The organism is Streptomyces sp. NBC_00440 (genome assembly GCF_036014215.1).
Taxonomy (GTDB): domain Bacteria; phylum Actinomycetota; class Actinomycetes; order Streptomycetales; family Streptomycetaceae; genus Streptomyces.
In genome coordinates this window covers 260,223-281,584 of the sequence record NZ_CP107922.1, presented here as the reverse complement: position 1 = coordinate 281,584, position 21,362 = coordinate 260,223, and the positions used below count along the sequence as shown (strand labels likewise).

Here is a 21,362-nt window from a genome sequence, read left to right as displayed (position 1 = left end):
CACATCGCTGCGCGATGTGCAAGCGAACACCCGGGCTGCGCCTGGTGTTGCGCTCACGCTCCGCGTGAGCGCCAACGAGTGGCTGCGCCACTGTGCAACCATCCCGCTGCGCGGGATGGTTGACGGCCCGTCCGCTGCGCTCCCGAGCCTCCTTGGGCTGCGCCCAAGTGGCCAGGTTTCCGCTGCGCTCCAACCTGGCCAAGCGGGTCCGCTGCGCTCCCCCGCCCAACGGCCCCTCCGGCTTCGCCTCCAGGGCCTCAAGGCCCGCTGACGCGGGCCGGGCTGGCTGCAAGGAGGAGGGGTCGCTCGTTCGTGTGGGTTCTAGTGTATCGCTGCATCAAATTGATGCAGCATGTACCGTTGGCGAAAATATAGGACACCCAACAGTCGCCCAGAGACCCCTTAATATTCGAGAGGAACGGCCCGTCGATGACTGGTCACAGCGAATCTATCGGAACGGGCCCCGCGCTGAGCAGCGATTCTGTGCGCAGGGTGAGCCAGTATCAGACGGCGGGCACCAACGCCCGGTTGAAGCTGTTCGCGCTCCTGGAGGCGCAGGGCGTGCCCGCGGCTGAGGCGGACGACCTGCTGGCCTCCCTGGAGGCCGGAGCGGTCGCCGGGGCCGCCGGCGAGGTGGTCGAGTTGGACGGCATGGCGCCGGCCTGCCGGGGCCCGGTCTTCGAGAACGGCTGGGACGAAGGCGTAACGGCCGTGAGCGAGGCCCTGGTGGGCATCGCGGACCGTGACTGGTCCCGGCGTGCCGGCAGGTCGGCCGGGGCCGCTGAGCTGGCCGTGCATCTGGCGGGCGTGAGGCGGCGTGAGCGGTCGGACCTTGTTCGGCTGGAGAGGTTCGTCCGGGGGACTGTGCTGCCGCGCACGCATCCGAACACCACGCAGTGGCGCCGGGTGCTGGCGGCGCTGGGCGAGGCCGGCGCTCTGTGCACCGCGCGAACCGTGAACAGCGACGGGGACTACGTCGTCTGCACACTCAATGCCGGCCACTACGACCCGGACGACAAGCCTCCCTTCAAAGACGGAAAGCCCGGCGGCTGGCACAAGGCGGATGCGTCGATCTGGAATGACTCGGGCGCGGCCTGCACTCCGCACGCGGCCCTCTGAAAGACATCAGGGACAAGTATTAGGGAGGGCTTGAAAATGCTTTTGGTTCCGCTCAAGGAACACCAGGTCGACCAGAAGTTGAGTTTTCGTAACTGGGTTGGATTTCCTGCAAGATCGCCTGTTCCTCCGGAAGGGGCGCGTGCGATGGGGGTGTCTGCGACCGGGTCCGGCAAGACGATCACCACCGCTGCATGCGCTCTGGAGTACTTCCCGGGCGGGCGGATTCTGGTGATGGTGCCCACGCTGGACCTGATCGTGCAGAGTGCCCAGTCCTGGCGGCGGGTCGGGCACCGGGCGCCGATGGTCGCAGTCTGCTCGGTGGACAAGGACGAGGTCCTGGAGCAGCTCGGAGTGCGCACCACCACCAACCCGATCCAGCTCGCCCTGTGGGCCGGGACCGGGCCGGTGGTCGTGTTCGCCACCTACGCCTCCCTCGTGGACCGCGAGGACCCCGCCGACGTCACTGGTCGCCGGACTGTCCCTGGGCCGTTGGAATCGGCTCTGGCCGGCGGGGAGCGGCTGTACGGGCAGCGGATGGCTCCGTTTGACCTGGCCATTCTGGACGAGGGGCACATGACGGCCGGAGACATGGGGCGGCCGTGGGCGGCGATCCACGACAACAGTCGGATCCCTGTCGACTTCCGGCTCTACCTGACCGCCACCCCGCGGATCCTCGCCGCGCCCCGGCCGCAGCGCGGGCGGGACGGCCGGGAGGTGGTGATCGCGTCGATGGAGGATGACTCCAGCACCTACGGCACCCGGATTTTTGATCTCGGTCTGGCGGAGGCAGTGGAACGCTCGATCCTTGCGGGGTTCGAGATCGACGTGCTGGAGATCCGCGACCCGGACCCGGTCCTGGGCCTGTCCGGGGACACCCTGCGTGGCCGGCGCATGGCCCTGCTCCAAGCGGCGCTGCTGGAGCACGCGGCGCAGCAGAATCTGCACACCACCATGGTGTTCCACCAGCGGGTGGAGGAGGCGGCCGCGTTCGCCGAGCAGATGCCGCGCACGGCCGCCGAACTGTATACCGCCGAGGCCTCCGCGGCGGCGCTGGCCGGGGCGGAGGAACTGCCCGCGTCGTCGATCGATGCTGAGCTGTACGAGCTGGAGGAGGCCCGTCACGTGCCTCCGGACCGGGTATGGGCGGACTGGCTGTGCGGGGACCATCCCATCGCGCACCGGCGTGCGGTGATCCACCGGTTCGCCAACGGCATCAACGCCCAGAACCGACGCGTACACCGGGCGTTCCTCTCCTCGGTACGGGCGCTCGGGGTCGGGGTCGATATCACCGGACTGCGCGGGGTCGAGGCCGTGTGCATCGTCGGCTCGCGCAGCTCCCAGGTCGACGTCGTTCAGAACATCGGACGCGCCCTGCGCCCCAACCCGGACGGCACGACCAAGACCGCCCGGATCATCATCCCTGTCTTCCTCCAGCCCGAGGAGGACCCGAAGGACATGATCGCCTCGGCCAGCTACCAACCCCTGGTCGACATCCTCCAAGCCCTGCGCTCGCACTCGGAACGCATGGTCGACCAGCTCGCCTCCCACGCCCTGACCCGCGGCGCCGAGCGGCGGCGCATCCACGTCCGCCCCACCCCCGCGACCGGGGCGCAGAACGGAGACGGGCAAGAGGCGAGCGACGAGGCGCAGCAGGAGGTCGACCGGGTCACCTCGGTCGTGGTCAACTTTGCTTCTCCCCGGGACGCCGCCAACATCGCTGCTCTGACCCGCTGCCGCGTCATCCGGCCCGAATCCCTCGTCTGGCTGGAGGGCTACCAAGCCCTCATCCGCTGGCGTACCGAGAACGAGATCACCGGCCTGTACGCCGTGCCGTACGACACCGAGACCGCAGTCGGCGTGACGAAGGACTACCCCCTGGGCCGGTGGGTGCACCAGCAACGCCGCGCCCAGCGCACAGGCGAACTCGACCCCCACCGCAAGGAGCTCCTCGACGACGCCGGGATGGTGTGGGAACCCGGCGACGAAGCGTGGGAGAACAAACTCGCCGCGTTCCGGTCCTACCGGCGAGCCACCGGACACCTCGCACCCCGGCAGGACGCCGTCTGGGGCGAGGGCGAGGCGATGGTGCCCATCGGGCAGCACCTGGCGAACCTCCGGCGGAAGGGGCAGAAGAACGGCCTGGGCAAGGACCCGGAGCGAGCGGCGGTGCGTGCCGCGCAGCTGGCGGCGATCGACCCGGACTGGAACTGCCCCTGGCCGCTCGACTGGCAGCGGCACTACCGCGTCCTCTCCGACCTCGCCGACGCCGACGGCCACCTGCCCGACATCCAACCCGGCGTGCTCTTCGAGGGCGACGACATCGGACGATGGCTCATGCGGCAAAGAGAAGCGAGCACCTGGACACAGTTCTCCGCCGAACAGCAGGAACGGCTGACAACGCTGGGGGTGCAGCCCACTGAGACCCCGTCTCCTGCCCCGGCGGCAACGCCTGCGGCGAAGGGGCCGGGCAAAGCGCAGCAGGCGTTCCAGCGTGGACTGGCAGCCCTCACCCAGTGGGTAGAGCGGGAGGGTGCCCACCGGCCGGTACCCCGCAGCCACGCTGAGGAGATCGCGGTTGACGGCGAGACGGAGCCGGTGGTCGTCAAGCTAGGCGTGTGGGTATCGAACACCCGCGCGAGGCGCGACAAGCTCACCCCGGAGCAGCTGGACGCGCTACGGGGGCTCGGCATGGAATGGGCGGCGTAGAGGCAGTGGGAGCCCTATGCCGGTCGCGCACGCCGGTGAAGCTGTGGAGTGTCAAGTGACGGATTCGTTTTCCTCGTGGCCTGTGTCCGGTGTCGTCCGGCTGGCCCCGGTGGCAGGTGAAACGACGATGTCATTCGTGAATCGGCTGGCCTCTCGCTACAACGTCACTGTGACGGGCCTGTTGTCTGCGATGGCGGGCCCTGGCGTGCGTGGTGTCTGGGGAGAGGGCTGTCTCGTCGGCGAGTTGTTCCTGGCGTCCGCGGTGCGGCGCCGGCTGGCTTCCTTCTGCCAGGTGCCGGAGTCGCATCTGTCCCGCGCGCTGCCTTCCTGGGATGGGGGCGCTGACGCGAAGGCGAACGGTGACCAGCCGAACGTGCGCTTCGCCTCCGGCAGCACAGTTCCTGCCGTCATGCTGGGATGCCGTCTGTGTACGGCGGCCCGGACAGGCGCTCCCTGGTCTGTCCGTCTGTACTGCGACCTGCGTTCAAGGATCTGCATCAGGCACCAGTGCTGGTCCCTCGACTCACTGGCGCTGGACAGAGCCACGCTGGTCGAAGGCCAGGTGAGCCTCTCCGGGCTACCGGAGGTGATACGTGCGCACGAGCGCCTTCTGCCGATGCTGCGCCGTAGGGGCTCGTGCGAGAGCGCTTTTGCCGTGGCCCAGGCGGTCGTTGCCTCCTGGTGGGACGCGGGCCGGCGGGACGAAGTGATCTGGCCGGCGCGTCTTGGTCGTGTCTGTGCCGATCTCCCCGAGGGTGAGGTGGCGGTGCTCGCCCGGGACGTGGTGACGTATCCCGAGGCTGTCGCGGTCACGACGGTTCTATGTGACCGGTTGTGGCGACAACGCGTATTAGAGGACACGCACGGTCAGATGCCGCACACGTTGGCCGAGGTTCCCCGTCTGCTGACCGAGCTGGCTCGCCGTCTGGGCCGCCCGTGGCTGGTGGAACAGCTTGCCTCCTCCAGTGCAGGAGCCTTGTTCGCCTGGGTGCGGGCGTGTGTGCGGCGGGAGCGCGGAGCAGTGTCCGAGGAAGAGGTGTGGGCGGTTCCGGTCGCGCACCGGCCTCGTGGGCTTGCGGCGCAGCTGCGGGAGTTGCGCCTCCAGCACGTCGGCAGTGCTCCGGTAGGAGGAAGGCAGTCCCGTGCAGAGCAGGCGTATCAGGTCGGCTTGGCACACGCCCGTTCCTACGCGGCGCGTCACGGGCATCTCGCTGTTCCCAAGTACGGCCGTCACGAGGGTTTTGCTCTGGGGCCGTGGCTGGCCAATCAGAGAACCGGAGTAGCAGCGCTCCCCATCGAGCGGGCGCAGGCGTTGCATCGCATCGATCCCTGGTGGAATGGTCCCTGGCCCATCTCCTGGCGACGGACGTACCACCGCGCCCTGGTACACGTTCAAAAGCATGGCCTCGTTGACGCCACGGCAGGATTCCCCGGCACCAGCCTCGCCTTGGGCGAGTGGCTCCATGAGCAGTGTTCCCGGTACGACGACCTCCACGTGGGCCAGCAACGCCTGCTCGCAGATCTCGGAATCCGGCCCGCGCACGCCCGCTCAGCACGCCCTCGCCGTAACAGCCTTGCTCAGGCCTTCGCGGCCGGCCTGGACTACGCCCGAGCCTTTGCCGCCGTCCACGGCCACCTCGCCACGTCCAAGAGCACGCGGCAGGACGGTTTTCCTCTTGGGCAGTGGCTGATGAGCCAACGCAGCCGGGCCCGTATGGCGGAGAAGGAAACCGACCGGAGCCGTGCACTGTCCGCCATCGACCCGTGGTGGAACCCGCCGTGGCCCATGGCATGGCAACGCGCCTACCACCACGCCCGCAAGCAGTGCGGCAGCAATCAGCTGCTGGTGCCGGGGGATGGCTTCGCCGGGGTGGGGGCGTCTGCCAGATCATGGCTGTACGCGCAGTGCGCCCTGTTCGAAGAGCTCCACCCCCGCCAGCAAGATCTACTGCGGGAGATGGGCGTCACCGCCGAGGCCGCACAAGCGAGGCAGACCGCGTGGTACCACCCCACCGGCGCCCGGATCGACTTCGCCGTGGGCTTGGCCCATGCCCGGGACTACGTCGGCGTTCACGGCCACCTGGCGCTGCCGCACCCCGTTCAGCACAACGGGTTCCCGCTGGGAAGGTGGCTCACCAGCAAACGCGGAGAGGCCGGAGCCCACGCGCGCCGCACACCGGCTCCGTGGCCGGGCATGCAGGCCCTCGCTGCTCTGGATCCGTGGTGGTTCCCTCCGTGGGCGTTCGCCTGGCAGCGCGACTACCACCATCTGCGTCTCCTGCTCATCGCCGGCCTCGAACCACCGCCCAAGCTGCGCTCCTGGTTCAGCGAGCAACTCGCTCAACGCCACGCCTTGTTGCCCGGCCAACAGCGGCTCCTGCAGGAACTGAGAACCTCCCTGGTCTGACCACGGGTGCAGGAGCTCGGCGTCGCGGCCGCCGTTCACCCGTTCGGGTGGCGGATCCAGATCACGGCGTTCAGCAGCCACCCATGCACTTGGCTGTTGAGTGTGGAGGGGCACGAGCACGGCAGGCGGGTGCAGCAGGCTACCGCAGGGGGCGGCGGTGCGGGAATCGAGGCCGCGTTCGTCACGGCCGCCGGGCAGTTGACGCAGTTGCCGTGGGATCAGGCGACGGCATCGGTGCGGTTCGAGGACCTCGCGCCGGTATCCGCGTTTCCGGTCGTTCCGGGCCGCCGGTGGGGGCCGGGCTGGTGGTGGTCGGCGACCACCGGACGGCACGTCGTACACGGTTCGGCAGCAATGCGCACCCAGCTGATGGTCCTGGACCGGAATCCGGACGTGACCGGCCTGTCCGCACGTCCGGTACGGCTGCTGTGGCGGGATCCCGACGGGCGGGTGCGCTCGTGGGTGCCTCAGTTGTTCGCCCGGTACACCGAAGGCACCGGCCTGCTCGCCGACTGCCCCTCCAGCCCGACCACCGGGGCAGACAGGGCGCAGCGGGCGCGGATGGTCCTGGAGGCGGCGTGTGCCCGCGTGGGCTGGGCTTACCGGCGCCTTGAGCCACCTCCAGCGGTGGTGGCGGCGAACTTGCGGTGGCTGGCCGGCTACCGCCACCCACGTAATCAGGGCCCGCCCGGGCTGCGGGCCACGCTGGCCGAAGCGTTCGCCGGGCCCCGGCCGCTGGCCGGCGGCGCAGCCGCAGTAGGCGATCCGCTGCAAGTGCTGCCGGCTGTCTATCACGCGCTGTGGTGCGGGCATCTGACGACGCCTCTTGATGAGCCGCTGCACGAGGAGGCGCTGGTCTGCTCTGACGCAGAACGCATTGGTGGGGGCGTCGAAAAGCAGCTGGGCGCCGGCGGCAGCCAAGGAAGGGGCGAGCGCAGTGGGCAGCACACTCGGTAGGAGCCCGCGGCCGGTGGTGGAGGTCGGCGCGCACGTCGCCTACCGGGGACAGACCTGGCAGGTCGCCGCCTTGCAGGGCCAGCAGGTCTACCTGCTGCAGGAGGACGGCACCGAAACGAGCCTGCTGCTGGGGCGGTTGTTCGCCGACCCGGGCTTCGAAGTAGTGGGCGCGCGGGCGCCGGACGCGGTGCCGCAGTGGGGACTGTTCGAGACCGTTCCGGTGGCGGCCCAGCAGCGGGCGCTGGCCTGGCTGCCCCATATCCGGGAAGTGGAGACCGGGCTGCCGCATGCCCCGGGCAGCCGTGACGCCCAGACGATGCGGCCGGAGTACGACCCCGAGCGGTGGACGCTGGCGCAGCGGGACGCGGCCAAGGCGAAGGAACTGGCAGCGCTCGGCTTCGCCCGGGTGACGCCTACGACGGTGCAGCGGATGCGGCACGCCTACCGCAAGCAGGGTTTGTGGGGGCTGGTCGACAAGCGTGCGGTGCCGGCCCGTGGGCGTCATCCGACGGGGTATGCCGACGAGCGGGTCGTGGCTGCTGTGCTGGAGGCGCTGCGGCGCCAGCGGGGCCGGTCGAAGGGAACGGTGAAGGGACTGCAGGTACTGGTCGGGCAGATCCTGGAGGATACGCACGGGCGCGGGGTGGTGGAGATGCCGTCGCGGTCGTCGTTCTACCGGCTGGTGAGTGTGCTGGCCGACCCGGCCGATCGTCCGGGTCGGCCCGCGCGTACCGCCACCGCACCCGCCCGCGCCTCGTCGGCAGCGCCGGTGGTGCTGCGGCCCGGGGAGCAGGTGCAGATCGACACCACCCGTCTGGACATCATGGCCGTCCTCGAGGGCGGCAGCCTGGGCCGGCCGGAGCTGACGATCGCCGTCGACGTCGCCACCCGCTCCATCCTGGCCGCCATCCTGCGCCCGCACAGCACCAAAGCCGTCGACGCCGCCCTCCTCCTGGCGGAAATGGCTGTTCCCCACCCTGCTCGGCCGACCTGGCCCACCTCGCTTCACCTGTCGCGGGCCGAAGTGCCCTTTGAGCGGATGCTGTCGCTGGACAAGCGCCTGGAGGGCGCGGCCGCGCGGCCGGTGATCGTGCCCGAGACGATTGTCGTCGACCGCGGCAAGATCTACCTCTCGCAGGGCTTCGTCGCCGCCTGCGAGACGCTCGGGGTAAACGTGCAGCCCGCTCCACCGAGACGGCCGCAGGCCAAGGCCGTGGTGGAGCGGACCTTCGGCTCGATCAACGACCTGTTCTGCCAGCACGTCGCCGGCCACACCGGATCCAACCCCCAGCGCCGCGGCTCCAAGACCGCGGCCGAGGCCCGCTGGACGATTGGGCAGCTGCAGGACTTCCTCGACGAGTGGATCACCTGCGGCTGGCAGAACCGTCCCCACGACGGACTGCGCCACCCCGTCCTGCCCAAAACCGCCCTCACCCCGAACCAAATGTGGGCCGCACTGATCACCATCAGCGGCTACGTGCCTGTGCCGCTGACCGGGGCCGACTACCTCGAACTGCTGCCCGTGCGCTGGCAGCCCATCACCGAACGCGGCATCCGCCTCGACTACCGCACCTACAACCACGACATCCTCGACCCCCACCGCAGCGAGCGCTCCCCCATCACCAGCAAGGACGGCAAGTGGGAGGTCCACCACAACCCCCACGACGCCCGCCAGATCTTCGTCCGCCTCACCGACGGACACCTCCACGAAATCCCCTGGATCCACCGCGACCACGTCCACCAGCCCTTCAACGACGCCATCTGGCGCCACGTCCAGGCCGAGGTCGAACAACGCGGGGACCGGGAGCAGCATGAGGCCGACCTCGCCGACGCCCTCGACCAGCTCCTGCGCCGCACCCGCCACCCCGCCGAGACCGAGCAGAAAACCCGCCGTCGGAGAGCCTCCCGCGCCGGTACGGCAGCACAGTTGCCCGATCTTCCAGGCCAACGGCGCCCACTCGACGCAGAGACCGCACCGGCCCCGGCACCGGACTGGAGCGAGAGCCTGGACGACCTCATCAGTGTCGATACCGCGGCCGACGAGACCGACGTTAGCGAGCCGGAGGGCGCGAGCGTGCTGCCGCCCGAGGCAGGCGGGTACGGGCTGTGGGACGCCGAAGCGGAAGCCGAGCAGTGGTGAACGCCTCGTCGAGCACGAGCGGTGCACCGGCCGGCCCATGCCCGTCGACAGCGCACCGGAATCCCGGCACCGCGGCAAGTGCCGGCGGCGCCCCTGATCCGCAGCCACAGGCGGTGACCACCTGGGACGGCTTCCAGGCCTTCGCCACCACACCCGTGGCAGCTCCTCCCCCACCCGGCACACCGCACCGCAGCCTCGAGGAACGCCTGGCCTACCACTCGCGGTTCGTCACCGTGCGCACCCCCGCCATCGACGCCCTCGCCAAGAACGTGCGCACCCTGATGATCCTCGGCCGCCACCAGACCGTCACTGCCCGGCCCTCCCTCATCGTCACCGGTCCCGCCGGCGCCGGGAAAACCACCGCCCTGCTCCAGGTCGGCCGCGCCTGCCACCTCGCCCACATCCGCCGCCACGGCGCCACGGCAGCAGCCGGACAAGCCCCCGTCGCCTACGTCCTGGTCCCGCCCGCCGCCAGCGCCAAGACCCTCGCCATCGAATTCGCCCGCTACCTCGGCATCCCCGTCACCACAGGCATGTCCCAGACCCAGATCACGAACGCTGTCTGCCACACCTACACCGCCGCCAAAGTCCAGCTGGTGATGATCGACGAGATCCACCGGCTCAACCCCCGCACCACCACCGGCGCCCAGAGCGCCGACCTGATCAAAGATCTCACTGAACGCATCGGCGCCACCTTCGTCTATGCCGGCATCGACGTCACCACCACGCCCCTGTTCACCGGCGTACGCGGCGCCCAGCTCGCCGGACGCGCCTCCCTCATCGACTGCGACCCCTTCCCCGCCCGCCTCGGCGACGAAGAACCCTTCCGCGACCTCATCACCGCCATGGAAACCGCACTGGATCTGCGCCATCACCGGCCCGGAACCCTCCCCCGGCTGGCCCCGTACCTGCACGAGCGCACCGCCGGCCGCATCGGCAGCCTCGCCCGCCTCATCCGCCAAGCAGCCATCACCGCCCTCATCGACGGCACCGAACGCATCACCAAAACCACCCTCGACGCCATCCGCCTCGACCACCTCGCCGAACAGCACCACCAACCCCGCACCCGGCCGCGAAGCCGGAACACCAGCACGTCGTGAGCCGGACAGACGTCACAACCCGCGCCGCGGCAGGGGCCGCTGCTGCACAGCGCATCGTCGCCGCAGGGACATGGCTGCGGATCCCGTCAGCCGCACCGGGCGTCTCCCGTGTACGGCCACTGCCCGGCGAAGCAACCGCCTCCTACACCCAACGCCTCGCCGACACCTACCAGCTGACCTTGCCCCAGCTCCTCGACGGCGCCAACATCACCCTCCATCGCCACGGCACGCCACCCGCAGCCGAACTCCACCTCAACCACACCGCGACCCAGCACCTCGCCGTCCTGACCCGCACGCCACTCCCCCACCTGACGCGCGCCCTGCCCCGCCTCGTACCCACCGACGACGCCCACCACATCGCTGCCGCCGCGCGCTGGAAGCGGCTCGATGCCGAGCAGCAGCCCGTCCGCGCCTGCGCCCTGTGCACCCGCCACCGCAGCCACGGCACCACCGACACCGCCTGGGTTCATCGGCCGCCGCACCGGCTGGTGTGCCCACGCCACCACCAAGCCGCCCCCGACCCACGACTCGCCACCAGCGTCCGTATCCAGGGCGTGCCCGAACTCGCCGCCGCACATCGCGCCCCCACCAGCGCCTGCTACGACACCCCCGAGCTGCCACCGCCTGGACCGCAGCACGCGCCATCACCACCCGCTGGTACGACCACCAGCAACACCTCACCCACCGCTGGCACACCCGCCTGACCCGGCTCTGCAAGGCCAACCCCCACCTGACCACCACAGGCAACGCCTCCCCCGCCCTGCTGACCCGCGACCTGGTGACCTACCCGGAAACCGTCACCCTCGCCCGCGCACTCGCCGCCCTCCCGAACCGGCCACACCGCGACACCGGCAAGGCCCTCAACCTCATCGCCCACCGACTCGGACTGCCCCGCCTGGCCAGCAACGCGAACGATCCCCTCCGGGCCTTCCTCACCCACACACGCCACTGACCAGCACAAGTCCCCATCCACCCCGGCGCATTGGTACGGCCACCTACGGGCGTGCCACCACACCTACAAGAAAACCAAGATCAATCCCACACAACTACCGGACCACAGGCCAAGAGCCCGAACAACCAAACCGAACACACTCACCAGCCCCGGCCCATCACGCCCGAACCCAACCGCTTCAGCCGTCCCGAATCCCACCCCAAAAGACGGAACACCAGACCAGAACAGCCCAACCCCCTGAAGATCACTACTCCGTCACAGAGCAGCGCGAGCGGCTGACCGCGCTGGGCATCAAGGGCGCTGAGGCCCCTTCTCCCGCCCCGGCGGCCGCGCCCACGGCGAAGAGCCAGGGCAAGGCGCAGCAGGCATTCCAGCGCGGCCTGACGGCTCTCGCGCAGTGGGTCGATCGGGAAGGCGCCCACCGGCCAGTACCAAGGGGGCACAGCGAAGAAATCACAGTCGCCGGTGAGACGGAACCCGTGGCCGTCCGGCTCGGTGTGTGGGTCTCCAACACCAAATCGAGGCGGGAGAAGCTCGCCCAGGAGCAGCGGGACGCACTGCGGGAGCTGGGCGTGGACTGGGCATGAGTTCCGGCGGAGGGTTGCCTGCCGTGTGCCGGGAGGCAACCCTCTACGGCGTGGGGTGATCCAGAGACCGCTAAGGCACCATGCCTGGGTGGACATAGACATTGCGAGGAGCAGCTCAAGCGGTTCGCCGGGCTCGGACCGTCATATTGGCTTGGTGAGGTTCGGGCTGGGCCGGTAGTGGGCGACTCCTGCGTAGGACATCCCCAGTGAGGTGGTGAGGATCTTAGCGTCGAGTTCATCGGCGAGGGTGAGCAGGCGAGTAGAGCGCAGGATGCGGGGCCGGAGGCCGGTAGGGGCGAGGGTGTCGCGGATGTGAGCGGCGCCGGCGGGGCCGTGGTGGGTGCGGGTGAGCCGGGTGACGAGCAGGTGGGGGTTGTCCGAGCCGAGTTGGTGTCGGTGTTCTTGGCAGCGTTGGAGTGCGGTCCAGGTCGCGTCGTCGAGCGGGATGGCCAGGGATCTGCCGGGGAAGTGGACGCTGTGGTGATGGGGGTTGATCCCGGTGTCAGTGAGCTGGCGCAGCTCGGTGATGGTTGCTGCGTGGAGCAGGGCGGCGAGGCCGATGAATGCCTCGTGCGGGTGGATGTCGTGGTGGGTGGTCCACCGCTGGTACAGGGTGCGCTGTTGGGTCAGAGTGAGGGTGGGGCCGTGAAACCCCCTGTGCTGTACGGCGGTTATGGGGTCGGTCGGGTTGTGGAGGATGACTTTGGCGTGGTGGGCGTACGCGAAGAACTGACGCAGTCCCGCGAGTCGGGATGCGCGGAGGGCCGGGTTGAGGGCCAGGAAGGATTCCATGTGGGCGGTGGTGACACTGGCCCAGTTCGTGTGGCCCTCGGTGTGGAGGTGGAGGGCCAGGTCGCGGACGGCTGCGAGTCGGATCTCGATGGTTTTCAGCTGGTTGGGCCGTAGCCCCAGGTGTTCGGCTTGCTCGCGCTGGAGCAGGAGGAAGGCGGCGAACTTCTCGGTCTGGGAGCGCAGAGGGGCGGGTGTGGACTCGATGCGGCGGGATCGGCGTTCTGTTGCTCGTCTGTCGGCGAGGCGTGGGGGTGGGGGTGGGTCGAGGTGGCCGTGGGTGCGGAAGAAGTCGGTGAGCGCTCCGACGAGTTCGGGGGCATCGCTTTTGGCGCGGGCGAGGAGGCTGCGGGGGTCGCAGGACTCGGCGTGGAGGAGCAGGCGCGCGGTGGTGGCGATGAGGTCGGCCGCGTAGATCGGGTGTCGGTGCGCTGCGAGGTGTGCGGCGAGGCCGCTCCACCAGGAGGGCGGGGCGGGCATGCGCTTGGCCCAGCCGGCCGCGCGGGTCAGGACGGTGTGGGGTGAATGCTCGTAGCAGCGCTTGCAGAGGCCTTTGGCCCACTGGCCGCTGGTTCCGCATTGCTCGCAGTGGGCCGGGGGCGGGGCGGCAGCGGGGTCGGTACAGGCTCGGCAGTGCTGGGTCGCCGCGTCGAGGGCACGTCGGCGTCCGCAGTGCTGGCAGGGGCCCCGAGCTCGTTGTCCTGCGGATCGGCGTCGGCATGCCGCGCACAGGTCCTGGGCGGAGCGCCGTGGTGCGCCGCAGAGGGTGCAGGTGCGTGAGCACCAGGGGCAGCGGCCGGTGTCGGGGTGCAGCCAGCGCAGTCGGTGGCAGGCCGGGCAGTTGTCTTTGACACGAGAGGGTGTGGCACGGGTGGTCGTGGGCGGGTCCGTCGCGGGGTGTGCGGGGCGGGGTGCGGTCACAGCGGTGGCAGGGATCGGTGGCTGGGCACGGGCTGCTGTCGAGGTGGTGGGGTGGTGCGTGGTGTAGGTGGTGGGGGTATGGCGGGCTCGCCGACGGTAAGCAGGTCGCCTGGGGTGCAGTCCAGGGCGGCGCACAGGGCGGCCAGGGTGGAGAGCTTCACCTGGGAGGGCTGTTTGGTGAACAGGGCGGACACCGATGCCGCAGACAGCTCGAGGCCGGCCCGCTCGGCGAGCAGGCGGCGCAGTTCGGTGCCGGTCCAGATACCGCGCTGTGCCGCGGTCATCCGAAGTCTCCACTCCACCTGCGGTGGCGGGGTCACGGGCTCGACGGCGTGCAGAGGGGGTGGTGTGGTCATGGGTGTCCTGCCCTGGGGTCAGCCGGCCAGGCTAGTGACGGCGGTCGACGTGGCGCGGCGCCAGGCGTCTTCGACGAAGGTGAGCGAGGGCCGCACGTAGGCCATCGTCGAGGCGATGTGCCAGTGACCGAGGAGCTGCTGGACTGCGAGCAGGTCCATGCCCTTCTCGTAGTGGTGGGTCGCGCAGGCCCGGCGCAGATCGTGCGGGGTGAACCGGTCGTCTGCGGGGCGGCCTTCCAGGTCCAGGAGGTGGGAGAGGCGGTCGCGTACGGTGTCCGGCTTCAGCGGCTGGCCGTGGGCGTCGCAGAACAGCGGGGTGGTGTCGGGGAAGAAGGGGCGTACGTCTCCCAGGTACCAGGCGAGGATCTGGTCCAGTCCGTCGAGCATGGGTGCCCATCTCGGGCGGGGTCCCGAGGTGTTGGCCGCCTTGCCGAATCGGACGTGGAGCTTGCCTGTCGGGCCGAGTGCGGGATGGACGTCGCATTGGTCGAAGCGAATGGCTTCGCTCACTCTGGGAGCGGAGTGGTAGAGGGTGCGCAGCAGTGCGTAGTCCCTTGCCGCGGCCGGGTAGTCGGACGTAGTGGTCAGGCGCTGGCGGGCGAAGGCGAAGAACGCGGTGAGGCGCTCGGCGGTGGGCGGCAGGGTGCGCGGGGTGTCGTCGAAGACATGGCGCAGCCGGTTGAACCGGTCCAGCGGGTTGGCCACCGGGGTGCCGTACAGGGTGCGGATCTCGGTGGCGTAGCGGGCCTGGACGAAGGTGAGGAACGTGCGGAGCATCTGCAGGTACTGGCGTCTGGTCCCCGCCGCCCGCCCCGCCACCACCAGGGAGTGGAGCATCGCGTCCACGTCGGCCGGCTCGATCTGCCACACCGGCCGGTCATAGTGGTCCAGCACCCGTTCCAGCAGCGACGTATAGCAGCCGATCGTGGTGGGAGCGAAGCCTCTCGCTGTCCATGTCGAGGCGAATGCCTGCACGCAGCGGGCCTGGAACGCCCACACATCGGGTACCTGCCCGGCCTCGGGAGCAGGGCCGCAGAGCCCGCCCTCGACCAGCCGAAGAAACGGCTTCCCCGCCACACTCCACCGCCAACCAGCAATGACTCTTGGTTAAGGCGGCACCTGAACAACCCCTGTGCCACCGAATCCATCAACGAGACAGCTGCAGAAAAGCAACCCCCACCTCACGAATAACCCGGTCATCCACACACCGGCGGCGACAGACGCTGCGCGTCGTCGAGGAACAGCACACCCGGCTCAGCCAGCGCCTCCGCCAGCGCCTGGTCAGCCGGTCCGGCACGGTGGGTCAGCGACCCCGACGGCAGCCCCAGTGCCTCGCACAACGCGGCCCGCACCTGCGGCAGCCCGGGCTTGACTCCCACCACCGCCCGCCACACCGGCACCCGGGCAGGCAGCAGGTGCAGAGCCTGCTCGACCGCGACCGTCTTCCCCAGCCCCGTGTCCCCGTATACGCAGCCGATCCCCCGCGCGGCGACCGTGTGTCCCACCGCCTCCACCACCCCGGCCACCTGCCGCGTGGACACCAGCCGCGCTCCCGGCGCGTACAGGCGCACCCCACCCGACACCCGGGCACGCGCAGCACCCTTCACCACGCCGGGCCGTTCCTCACCACCCGTACCGGACGGCATGGCGTCCGGACCGTCCACGACCGGCGGGCCGTCCGCACCATCGGCGAAGCCGAGTTCGGCCAGCGCCCGGTCGTACCGGCTCGGCTCCACCCGGCCCGACGCCGCGCGGGCGGCCTGAAGCACCCGGCCCGCCCTCAGCTCGTCCTTGATCGCACGGTGCAGCGTCGCCAACGACGGCACCACCTCGACACCCCACCGCTGAAGCACGCCCTCGTCCTGCGCCCGGAGCATCCTGCGGCGCAGCTCGGCGACGTTCCCGCCCACCTGCGTGAGCACCTCCCACAAGGCGTCACCTACCACGAACCCGCCTTGCCGCGGCCGCGCCTCCACCCGCCCCTCGCGCCCCTGCTGCAGCCACCGCACACCGTCCGCTCCGACACCCCCGCCAGCCCGGCCGCGATCCGCACGTGCAACGCCGACAGACCGCCCTCACCCCGATCCACCGCCAGCAGCCGCCGCACCACGGCCCGCTCCACCCGCCCGGCCTCCGCCGAACCAGCCGGACCCGGCACCGCCTCCCCCACCGGGGTCTGTAAAACCGTCACACGGCCAACCCCACCCGCCCCGGCCACCCACCCATACAGAAACAGGCAAACCCAACACAGTTGGACCGCGACCTGCTAACCACACCGTGACAGCCACCCGGTTACCCCACGACAGCAGCCGGCAGGCACCTCATCCCTCCAGGGGCGCCAGCAACACCAAGCCGACATCCTCCAAGCACTCCACGACCGCCCACCCGACCAACACCAGGCCACACCCCGGGAGCCCCGCCCATAGGAACAGCCACCCCCATGACAGCCAACCTGCCCCGTCCTCGCCACAAAACAGCAGCCGCTTGGTCACCCCATGACAGCAGGATCAACCGCCCACGCATACGACGCGACCAGGCACGCACCGCCCCACCCCGCTGACACCCACCCAATGCCACCAACACGCCCACTCACAGCGGGCCAAGCTCACCACCGACAAGCTCCGGCAGTTGGCCGACCTCGGACTGGAGTGGGCAGCATGAGCACCGAGCAACAGCATGACGCGGACGCGTACGGCCAGGAGCTGGCCCGCATCAGCCACCACCAGAGCGAGGCCACGGCGGCACGGTTCACGGTCTTCCAGGCCCTGGCTGCCGTCGGAATCGGACACGAGCAGGCGGACGAGATCGTGTCGAAAGTGGAGGCCGGGGCGGTGGCCGGGGCCCACACCTGGATCTCCGAGAGCAGCGCCCCAAACGGGTCCGAGGAACGCTTCGAGGCCGGCTGAGACACCGGAGTCCGCGACGTCGCCAGCTACCTGCTGCGCATCGCCGACACCACCGCCCACGCGCAGCGCGGGCGCGCCGCCTCCAGCGCCATGCTGATCGCCCACCTACGGCAGCCGGCCTCCCCCGACCCGGAGGAAGCTCCGCTGCAGGAACCGGCCCCGGCCGCGGCAGTGGACGCGAAGGACGTCCTGGTGGCCGCGGAGCGGTTCACGTGGGCTCTGGCCGCGCCGGGCGAGCGTCACTGGCCGGACGGTGAGTTCCTGGACGTCGCGCTGAGCACGGTGCGCACCGAGGAACGCGAGGGGTACATCGAGCGCTTGGAGGTGTTCGTGGAGCAGCACCGCGCGCGTCTGGAGGAACTGCTGCGCGACTGGGGGCAGGGCAGCAGGCCCGCCTCGCACCGCCGGTACGCGCTGGTCGGACAGCCCGAGACCCTGGTCATCCTGGAGCGGATGGAGACCAACCCGTTCAGTCTGCGCAGCCAGTGGAAGACGGAGCTGGAGACCGTCTTCCTGGACGACCTCGAATTCGCGTGGGGACCGCGCATCCGCCACAGCCGGTGAACAGCCAGGAACGAGCAGCGGGGCCAGACAGGGTGACCCTGCCCGACCCCGCTGTGTGTGGTCAGCCGAAGTCGAACGGGACTTCCCCTAACCCGGGCAGGCCAGCAGCACCTCACCCCAGGGCCTACACGCACTCGAGTTTGATGCCGGCCCGGAAGCCGTGGCATCGCACTGGAGTGCGTGTAGAGCCTGGGACCTTGAGCCCGGCCGCCTGCCGACTATGTACCGGCCGGGAGGGGTTCGGTAAGGCGGTCCCGATGCGTGTAGAGCACCCGTACGACATGGGTGCGGTTATGGGCGCACCCGGTCCCCTGTCTCCTGGTTATGGGGGTCCTGTGTGATCTCAGTTGGGATACTGCCTGTTCATGACCATGGAGGCGTAGTTGATAGTTTTTGATACGAACGCGTTCAACCTTGTCCCGCCGGACGGCGTCAAGGCCGACATCATCCGCAAACTCCGTAAGTCAGAGCACCAACGGGTGGCAGTGCCCTGGATAGTGCTGGAAGAGCTGGCGGCGCATAAGGCAAGGCACTATCCCAACCAGTACATGGGCGCCCTGAACGCGCTGGAGAAGCTGCGCCGTGCCGTGCCCTGGGAACTGGAAAGCACGCTGGAGCCGATCGGTGTGGAGCGCTTCCTGGATCACTGGCGTTCTGCCTATGCAGACGTCTTCGAGGTGATCCAAACCAGCGGTGAAGTCGCTCTCAAGGCGCTGGCCCGGGAGGCGATGGCGCTTCCGCCGGCGAAGCGCTCCGTCGACGATGATCACTCGGAGGGGGCCCGGGACGTCGCCATCTGGTTCTCCATCCTGGAGTTCTTGGAGAGCAACCCCGATGAGCACGTCTACTTCGTCACCAACAACACCAAAGACTTCGGTGACGGGACGGTCTACAAGTACCCGATGAACGAGGACGTACGCGGCCTGGAGAACCGGCTGACGCGGCTGAAGGACTTCAACGAGGTCGTCGCGACCTTCGCCACCGAAGTGTCCGGGGAGTCGGCCGAAGCCGCTGCGGAGGAATTGCTGCGGTCCGGGGCCATGCGCGATCAGGTGGCCCAGACTGCTGTGGAAGCCCTGGACTCCGAGGTGGGGTTCCCCGGTCTGGGAGCTTCTGATGCTGAGATCGTCTGGCGTACCTGGCTGGCCGCTCCAGCTGTCGAGTTGCTATCCGTCAAGAACGTCACCGGGCACGAGATCGACCAGCATGTCTGGTACACAGCTGACGTTGAATGGCTGTTGTACGGCAGCGCGGTTAGCGGTGATGGCGAGAGCGCGCTGAGTGTTGCCTGCGTATGGCGCATGAAGATCCTCTTCTCGACGGACGAGAAAGATGAATCGCCGACGATCCTCTCTGGCGCCCCTGGCATGCCAGATACGGCTGACGACCGGTGCATGAACGTCCTGCGGAGTCTCAGGCAGACTGCCGAGCGCCTGGTTAGCCGAGTGGCCGGCAGTCTCGCCGGTGCCCCGGACGTCTCGGCATCGGCTGTATCCGCTGTGACAGCCCGGATCCTGGCGTCCTTGCCCAAGCCTGATCTGGCTACTTTCAGCGCCTACCAAAGCACAGCACGTGTGCTCGCTGAGAACCAGGTGAAACTCGACTTCGCTGGCATCCTCAAGCCGCGAATGACTGTAGCGGAACAGGTCCTTGCGTCGATGCCTCGGATCACTCCCACGGTCCTGGGCACACAGCATGAATTCGCCAAAACTCTCGCTGCCAGCCTCCCGAAACTCGACTTCTCGGGGCTCCTCCAGCCGCGGATGACCGCACTGGAACAGATCCTTGCGGCGATGCCCAAGGTCAACCTGGCGTTGCAACAGGAGGCCTACAAGACCATCGCAGATCTGGATGGGACGCTGGCCAATCCCGCAGACGAAGCACACGATGCCGGGGTGTCGGACACGGCAGAGACCGATGAGGGCGAGAGCGGGGGCTGAGCCAGAAGCGGAGACCAGACCAGCGAGGAGCGGCCGTCGAATCCGGCGGCCGCCCCTTCGAGTCGGCTCGCTGACCAAGGTGGGTGGTCGGGGCTGTGGTTAACCCTGACCACGGCTGGCCCGCAGTCGACACAGCCACCTGCTCGCGCGTAGCCGTCGCGCGATCGTCTGGTCCATCAACGGTGTTGTCCTGTGATCTGACGGAATGTGGCCGGATTGTCAGAGGAGCCCGCTAACGTCGGTAGCTTGGGCGGGTCGCTGTCCGACGGTGATCCGAGATCAGTGTGGGGCTGTAGTTCTGCCCCTTGGTGAGCTGGAGGTCATGTGGCCCTGGACAAGCGGCGGGTGCAGACGGCCGTGATCGGCGCCCCCGACTCGGAAATACCAGTGGTGCTCCCGCTGGAAGCGATAGAGCTTGACGGGTTCCGTCGCCAGCACGCCGGTGACACGTACTGGTGCGGGGAGTGGCTGGGCGGGTGCGGCCAGCAGCTCACCACCCGTCTGTGCACCAATCGAGTCTGCCATTTCGCCCACCATCCCCATGCCAGTACGGCGTTCAGGTGCCAGCGGACGGCATCAGGGGTGTCCAGCGCGGACCACCTGTACATCAAGCAGGACATGCTCGACTGGATCACCGAACAGGGCAGCCATGCCACCGCCGGCCTCGAGCGCGCCGCGGACGGCACCGGTGCAGGAGCGGTCCTGTTCACCTCACCGGACGGCGCCGGGCTGCGCGTGCTGCTCTCCGCCAACCACAGCGCGGACCTCGGCGACCAGGACCTCGCCCATGTGCTGCTGTCCGAGCATCTGACGGACCACGTGGAGGGTCCGCTCGCCCGTTACGGCTACGTCAACCTTGTCCGGTGTGTGCCGGCGGGCACGCGTCGGCGGGTCCAGGTCGGGACCAGAACGTATGCCGGTGAGACTTGGTTCGAGCTGAGCGAATGCGCACTGGCCCCGGACGGCCTGTCCACCCCGGCCGTCGAGGAAGTCCGCCGACTGCGCACTACCCGGCACCCCCTGGGCCTGCGCACCACACGAGCGCCCCTACCAGCCGCTGCACCACCCGTTGCAGCGGCTGCAGTCAACGACCAGCAGGGGTACGACCGGGCCACCGTCATGCACGAGCTCGAACGGGCCGTTGCCGAGAAGCTCAATGTGACGAAGCTACGTCTGTGCCTGGGACGCGCGGAAGCCGCCACGTGTGAGGGCGCAACGCTGGAGGAGATCGAGCTTTTGCGGGCGGCCGGCGACGCGTTGCTGCGCATGGAGCGCGGAGTCGGCCTCAAGCCGAGCCCCGTCCCGCACCGACCCTTGAAGAAGCGGCGGGCCCGCACCGCCCCCGCCCCGGTGGTGCGCAGTACCTTCGCTCCGAAACGGCCCGCTGGCCCGGTCAGCGCCGACATCCCAGGACCACGGCAGAGACCGGTAGCTGAGCCGACGGGCGGGCAGCCCCGGCGCGAGGACGCCATCGAGGAGTACCGCGCTCACACCGCGCGACTCAAGAGCGCGGCAGCCGCTGTCCGCGGAGCACTCAGGAAGACGGCGCGCGAGCAGAAATCGTGCTCCTGGTCGAAGGTACGCAGCCAGCTCGGGTCAGCCGCACTCGCCGGGGTAAAACCGTGGCACCTGGCAGAGCTCCTCTACCTGGTCGACCAGGACACTGCCGCAGACGAGCCACTGCTGACCACGCTGCTCGCTGTCTACGATCCCGATCCCAGTGTTCTCTCGGCTTTCAGAGAGGCGGCATCCCGCCTGGACCTCGATCTGCCGGATGACCCGGACGACCTCCGAGATGTCCTCGAAGCCGATGCGCAGGTGCTACACGACGTGTGGTCGCGCCGGTAGTAGACCCGTCCCAGGCGGGGTACGACACCGCCCGAACCCGAACGTCCCGGCGTGGCAGTCTCTTGGCCTC

General features: G+C 69.2%; 16 protein-coding genes and 1 pseudogene. 13 read left to right on the top strand and 4 right to left on the bottom strand.

The window, feature by feature from the left end; translation table 11 throughout:
- Nucleotides 1-492 precede the first annotated feature (492 nt).
- The 9 genes and pseudogenes from OHB13_RS38675 to OHB13_RS38635 all read left to right on the top strand — a co-directional run.
- Complete coding sequence (locus tag OHB13_RS38675; RefSeq protein WP_328374568.1) at nucleotides 493-1,119, top strand: hypothetical protein; 627 nt, start codon at nucleotides 493-495, stop codon at nucleotides 1,117-1,119.
- A gap of 36 nt (nucleotides 1,120-1,155) precedes the next feature.
- Complete coding sequence (locus OHB13_RS38670) at nucleotides 1,156-3,825, top strand: DEAD/DEAH box helicase (protein ID WP_328374570.1); 2,670 nt, start codon at nucleotides 1,156-1,158, stop codon at nucleotides 3,823-3,825.
- 16 nt (nucleotides 3,826-3,841) lie between these two features.
- Nucleotides 3,842-6,232 carry a helicase associated domain-containing protein gene (locus OHB13_RS38665; RefSeq protein WP_328374572.1) on the top strand — a complete coding sequence of 797 codons (2,391 nt, stop codon included), beginning with the start codon at nucleotides 3,842-3,844 and terminating at the stop codon, nucleotides 6,230-6,232.
- A 102-nt stretch (nucleotides 6,233-6,334) separates the two neighbouring features.
- Entirely contained in the window at nucleotides 6,335-7,189 is an 855-nt protein-coding gene (locus OHB13_RS38660) for a TnsA-like heteromeric transposase endonuclease subunit (protein ID WP_328380181.1), read from the top strand.
- Between the two features lie 13 nt (nucleotides 7,190-7,202).
- A complete protein-coding gene (locus OHB13_RS38655) occupies nucleotides 7,203-9,329 on the top strand; it encodes a transposase (RefSeq protein ID WP_328374574.1) in 2,127 nt (708 codons plus the stop codon).
- Nucleotides 9,330-9,442: 113 nt separating this feature from the next.
- Nucleotides 9,443-10,429 carry an ATP-binding protein gene (locus OHB13_RS38650; protein WP_328374576.1) on the top strand — a complete coding sequence of 329 codons (987 nt, stop codon included), beginning with the start codon at nucleotides 9,443-9,445 and terminating at the stop codon, nucleotides 10,427-10,429.
- Nucleotides 10,426-11,133 carry a TniQ family protein gene (locus OHB13_RS38645; RefSeq protein WP_328374578.1) on the top strand — a complete coding sequence of 236 codons (708 nt, stop codon included), beginning with the start codon at nucleotides 10,426-10,428 and terminating at the stop codon, nucleotides 11,131-11,133. Before OHB13_RS38650 ends, OHB13_RS38645 begins: the two co-directional genes overlap by 4 nt.
- Nucleotides 11,134-11,207: 74 nt before the next feature.
- A complete protein-coding gene (locus OHB13_RS38640) occupies nucleotides 11,208-11,381 on the top strand; it encodes a hypothetical protein (protein ID WP_328374580.1) in 174 nt (57 codons plus the stop codon).
- A gap of 260 nt (nucleotides 11,382-11,641) precedes the next feature.
- Nucleotides 11,642-11,968, top strand: a pseudogene (locus tag OHB13_RS38635) (helicase associated domain-containing protein); the annotation flags it as partial.
- Nucleotides 11,969-12,109: 141 nt separating this feature from the next.
- Here the strand turns inward: OHB13_RS38635 and OHB13_RS38630 are convergent.
- From OHB13_RS38630 to OHB13_RS38615, 4 genes are all read right to left on the bottom strand, one after another.
- Entirely contained in the window at nucleotides 12,110-13,237 is a 1,128-nt protein-coding gene (locus OHB13_RS38630) for a hypothetical protein (protein WP_328374582.1), read from the bottom strand.
- 437 nt (nucleotides 13,238-13,674) lie between these two features.
- On the bottom strand, nucleotides 13,675-13,962 hold the full coding sequence (locus tag OHB13_RS38625; protein WP_328336003.1) for a helix-turn-helix domain-containing protein: 288 nt from the start codon (nucleotides 13,960-13,962) through the stop codon (nucleotides 13,675-13,677).
- Between the two features lie 90 nt (nucleotides 13,963-14,052).
- A complete protein-coding gene (locus tag OHB13_RS38620; protein ID WP_328374584.1) occupies nucleotides 14,053-15,111 on the bottom strand; it encodes a tyrosine-type recombinase/integrase in 1,059 nt (352 codons plus the stop codon).
- Nucleotides 15,112-15,230: 119 nt separating this feature from the next.
- Nucleotides 15,231-15,980, bottom strand: a complete 750-nt coding sequence (locus OHB13_RS38615; protein WP_328380780.1) for an ATP-binding protein — start codon at nucleotides 15,978-15,980, stop codon at nucleotides 15,231-15,233.
- A 711-nt stretch (nucleotides 15,981-16,691) separates the two neighbouring features.
- On the opposite strand from OHB13_RS38615, the gene OHB13_RS38610 reads away from it, so the two are divergent.
- The 4 genes from OHB13_RS38610 to OHB13_RS38595 all read left to right on the top strand — a co-directional run bounded on the left by OHB13_RS38610 (nucleotide 16,692) and on the right by OHB13_RS38595 (nucleotide 21,292).
- Nucleotides 16,692-16,940: a hypothetical protein gene (locus OHB13_RS38610; protein ID WP_328380779.1), complete on the top strand. Its 249-nt coding sequence runs from the start codon at nucleotides 16,692-16,694 to the stop codon at nucleotides 16,938-16,940.
- Between the two features lie 90 nt (nucleotides 16,941-17,030).
- Nucleotides 17,031-17,504, top strand: coding sequence for a hypothetical protein (locus OHB13_RS38605; RefSeq protein WP_328380777.1), 474 nt, complete (start codon nucleotides 17,031-17,033; stop codon nucleotides 17,502-17,504).
- Between the two features lie 383 nt (nucleotides 17,505-17,887).
- The gene (locus tag OHB13_RS38600) at nucleotides 17,888-19,444 is read left to right on the top strand and encodes a PIN domain-containing protein (RefSeq protein ID WP_328380776.1); all 1,557 of its coding nucleotides are present in this window, start codon (nucleotides 17,888-17,890) and stop codon (nucleotides 19,442-19,444) included.
- A 324-nt stretch (nucleotides 19,445-19,768) separates the two neighbouring features.
- A complete protein-coding gene (locus OHB13_RS38595) occupies nucleotides 19,769-21,292 on the top strand; it encodes a hypothetical protein (protein WP_328380775.1) in 1,524 nt (507 codons plus the stop codon).
- Nucleotides 21,293-21,362 lie beyond the last annotated feature (70 nt).